The 3,937-nt window shown below is 71.0% G+C and carries 2 protein-coding genes; one reads left to right on the top strand and one right to left on the bottom strand.

Features of this window, described 5'->3' with window-relative positions; translation table 11 throughout:
* Window positions 1–115: 115 nt before the first annotated feature.
* Window positions 116–1,903: an arginine--tRNA ligase gene (gene argS / locus ACFVGY_RS08335; RefSeq protein ID WP_385672964.1), complete on the bottom strand. Its 1,788-nt coding sequence runs from the start codon at window positions 1,901–1,903 to the stop codon at window positions 116–118.
* A gap of 194 nt (window positions 1,904–2,097) precedes the next feature.
* Between argS and lysS the strand changes: the two genes are divergently transcribed.
* The gene (gene lysS / locus ACFVGY_RS08340) at window positions 2,098–3,822 is read left to right on the top strand and encodes a lysine--tRNA ligase (RefSeq protein ID WP_385672967.1); all 1,725 of its coding nucleotides are present in this window, start codon (window positions 2,098–2,100) and stop codon (window positions 3,820–3,822) included.
* Window positions 3,823–3,937 lie beyond the last annotated feature (115 nt).

Raw genomic sequence — 3,937 nt, forward strand, 5'->3', positions numbered from 1 at the left:
GCGGGCCGGAGCGTCGGGCGGCTCGCCCGGCGGCCCCCGCCCCCCCCCCCCCCGCCGCCCCCGCGCGGCCCCGCGCGGGGGGGCGGGGGCGTGGGAACCCGTTTAACCGGGAGCGTCAGAGGCGCTCAGGGGTCCGGATGCCCAGCAGGGACATGCCCTTGCTCAGCGTCCGGGCGGTCAGCTCGACCAGGAAGAGGCGGTTCTCCCTCTGCTCCGGGGTGTCGGCCTTCAGGACCGGGCACTGGTCGTAGAACGCGGTGAGGTGCGAGGCCAGCTGGTACAGGTACGCGGCCAGCTTGTGCGGCGCGTACTCGGCGGCGGCGTCCGCGACGAGCTCGCCGAAGCCGTCCAGGTGCAGGCCCAGCGTCCGCTCGGCCGGGGCCAGCGGGAGTTCCGGGTGGGCGGCCGGCTTGGCGTCGCCGGACTTCCGCAGGATCGACTGGATACGGGCGTACGCGTACTGGAGGTACACGGACGTGTCGCCGTTCAGCGACACCATCTGGTCCAGGTCGAACTTGTAGTCGCGGGCGGCGGACGTGGACAGGTCGGCGTACTTCACCGCGCCGATGCCCACGTACTGGCCGTTCTCCACGATCTCCTGCTCGGTCAGGCCCACCTTCTCGGCCTTCTCGCGGACCACGGCCGTGGCCCGGTCGACGGCCTCGTCCAGCAGGTCCACCAGCCGCACCGTCTCGCCCTCACGGGTCTTGAACGGCTTGCCGTCGGCGCCCAGTACGGTGCCGAACGCCAGCTGCACGGCCTTGGTGTCCTCGTTCAGCCAGCCGATCCGCCGCGCCGTCTCGAAGACCATCTTGAAGTGCAGCGACTGGCGGGCGTCCACCACGTACAGCAGGCTGTTCGCCTTCAGGTTGCCGACGCGGTCGCGGATCGCCGACAGGTCGGTGGCCGCGTAGCCGAAGCCGCCGTCCGACTTCTGGACGATCAGCGGGGTCGGGTTGCCGTCCGGGCCCTTGAACTCCTCGAAGAACACGCACAGCGCGCCCTCCGAGCGGACGGCGACGCCCGACTCCTCCAGCAGCCGGCAGGTCTCCACCAGCATGTCGTTGTAGCCGGACTCGCCGACGATGTCCGCGTCCCGGATGTCCATGTCCAGCTTGTTGAAGACCGAGTAGAAGTAGATCTTCGACTCGTCCACGAACCGCTGCCACAGCGCGAGGGTCTGCTCGTCGCCGGCCTGGAGGTCGACCACCCGGGCCCGGGCGCGGGTCTTGAACTCCTCGTCGGAGTCGAACAGCGCGCGCGAGGCCTTGTACAGGCGGTTGAGGTTGGACATGGCCTCTTCGCCGGACGCCGCGGTGTCCTCGGTGGCCGACGCCGCCGCGGCCTTGTGGTCCAGCTCGTGCGGGTGCTCGATCAGGTACTGGATGAGCATGCCGAACTGGGTGCCCCAGTCGCCGATGTGGTGGCGGCGGACCACCTGCTCGCCCGTGAACTCCAGGATCTCGACCATCGCGGCGCCGATCACCGCGGACCGCAGGTGGCCGACGTGCATCTCCTTGGCCACGTTCGGCTGCGCGTAGTCGATCACCGTGGTGCCGGCGTTCTCGTTGACCGGGACGCCCAGCCGGGCGTCCGCGGCGCGCGCCGCCAGCGTCTCGATGATCGCCCGGTCGGCGACGGTGATGTTGAGGAAGCCGGGCCCGGAGACCTCGATCTCCTCGATGACCCCGCCCTTGTCCAGGCTCCCGACCACCGTGGTCGCCAGCTCGCGCGGATTGGCCTTCGCCTTCTTCGCGAGCGCCAGGATGCCGTTGGCCTGGAAGTCCGCCCGGTCGCTTCGTCGCAGCAGCGGGTCGGCCGCACCGGCCTCCGGCAGGGCGGAGACGAGGGCGTCGGCGACGCGCTGATGGACGGAGGAAGCGAGGGAAAGGACCGAGGCCATGAGCTGCCGTTCCTGTGAGGTGTGCGGGGTGCGTGCACTTGGGTGTTCCGACAAGTGCCGAGTATCCCACGCGCCCGCGTCCCGTTTCCCGGGATATCCGGGCGACTACCGCGCCCCCGGCAAAGCAACCCCGAACCGCCCGCTTCCGTCTGGGAGAATGGCTGAAGCCAGCATTCGAGATAGAAGGACGTGTCGTGGCTCAGAGCAGCACCGAGACCGACTGGGTCTCCCGTTTCGCGGACGAGGTCATCGCCGAGGCGGAGCGCCGAGCACCCGGCAAACCTGTCGTCGTCGCGTCCGGACTCTCCCCCTCCGGGCCGATCCACCTCGGCAACCTCCGCGAGGTCATGACCCCGCACCTGGTCGCCGACGAGATCCGCCGCCGCGGTTTCGAGGTCCGCCACGTCCTGTCCTGGGACGACTACGACCGCTACCGCAAGGTGCCCAAGGGCATCCCCGGCGTGACCGAGGAGTCGCACGCGGAGCACATCGGCCGCCCGCTGACCTCCGTGCCCGCCCCGGCCGGCTCCGCGTACCCGAACTGGGCCGAGCACTTCAAGGCCGCCATGGTCGAGGCCCTGGCCGAGCTGGGCGTCGAGTACGACCCGATCAGCCAGACCGAGCAGTACACCACCGGCGCCTACCGCGACCAGGTGCTGTACGCGATGAAGCACCGCGGCGACATCGACGCGATCCTCGCCCAGTACCGCACCAAGCCCAAGGCCGCGAAGAAGTCGCAGAAGCCGGTCGACGAGGCCGAGCTGGAGGCCGCCGAGGGCTCCGGCGCCGCCAACGAGGACGACGGCAGCGCCGAGGGCGCGGAGTACTTCCCGTACAAGCCGTACTGCGGCGAGTGCGGCAAGGACTTCACCAAGGTCACCTCGTACGACGACGAGACGACCGAGATGACCTACGTCTGCACCGAGGACGAGTTCACCGAGACGGTCAAGCTCAGCGAGTTCAACCGCGGCAAGCTCGTCTGGAAGGTCGACTGGCCGATGCGCTGGGCGTTCGAGGGCGTCGTCTTCGAGCCCTCCGGCGTCGACCACTCCTCGCCCGGCTCCTCCTTCCAGGTCGGCGGCCAGGTCGTGGGCCTCTTCGGCGGCGAGCAGCCGATCGGCCCGATGTACGCGTTCGTCGGCATCAGCGGCATGGCCAAGATGTCCTCCAGCAAGGGCGGCGTCCCGACGCCGGCCGACGCGCTGGAGATCATGGAGCCGCAGCTGCTGCGCTGGCTGTACGCCCGCCGCAAGCCCAACCAGAGCTTCAAGATCGCCTTCGACCAGGAGATCCAGCGGCTCTACGACGAGTGGGACAAGCTGGAGGCCAAGGTCGCCGACGGCTCCGTGCTGCCCGCCGACGCCGCCGCGCACAGCCGCGCCGTCCGCGTCGCCTCGCACGAGCTGCCGCGCACCCCGCGCCCGATGCCGTACCGGACGCTGGCGTCCGTCGTCGACATCACCGCCGGCCACGACGAGCAGACCCTGCGCATCCTCTCCGACCTGGACCCGGCCAACCCGCTGACCTCCCTCGACGAGGTCCGCCCGCGTCTGGGCCGCGCCGAGAACTGGATCACCACCCAGGTCCCGGCCGACCAGCGCACCCTGGTCCGCGAGCAGCCCGACACCGAGCTGCTGGCCTCCCTGGACGACGAGGGCCGCCGCTCGCTGGAGCTGCTGCTGGAGGGCCTCGACTCCCACTGGTCCCTCGACGGGCTCACCACCCTGGTCTACGGCGTCCCGAAGGTCATGGCCGGTCTCGACCCCGAGGCCAAGCCGACGCCGGAGCTGAAGGTGGCCCAGCGCCAGTTCTTCGCGCTGCTCTACCGCCTCCTGGTCACCCGGGAGACCGGTCCGCGCCTGCCCACGCTGCTGCTGGCGGTCGGGGCGGACCGGGTGCGCAAGCTCCTGGCGGCCTGACCGTGGCCGAGGAGGGGGGGGCCCGCGGGGAGGCGGGGGGCCCCCCCCCCTTTTTTTTGGGGGGGGGCGGGGGGGGGGGAGGGGGGCGGCCGGGGGGGGAACCCCCGGGCCCCCC

This window comes from Streptomyces sp. NPDC127106 (assembly GCF_042677605.1).
In the GTDB taxonomy this organism is placed as follows: domain Bacteria; phylum Actinomycetota; class Actinomycetes; order Streptomycetales; family Streptomycetaceae; genus Streptomyces.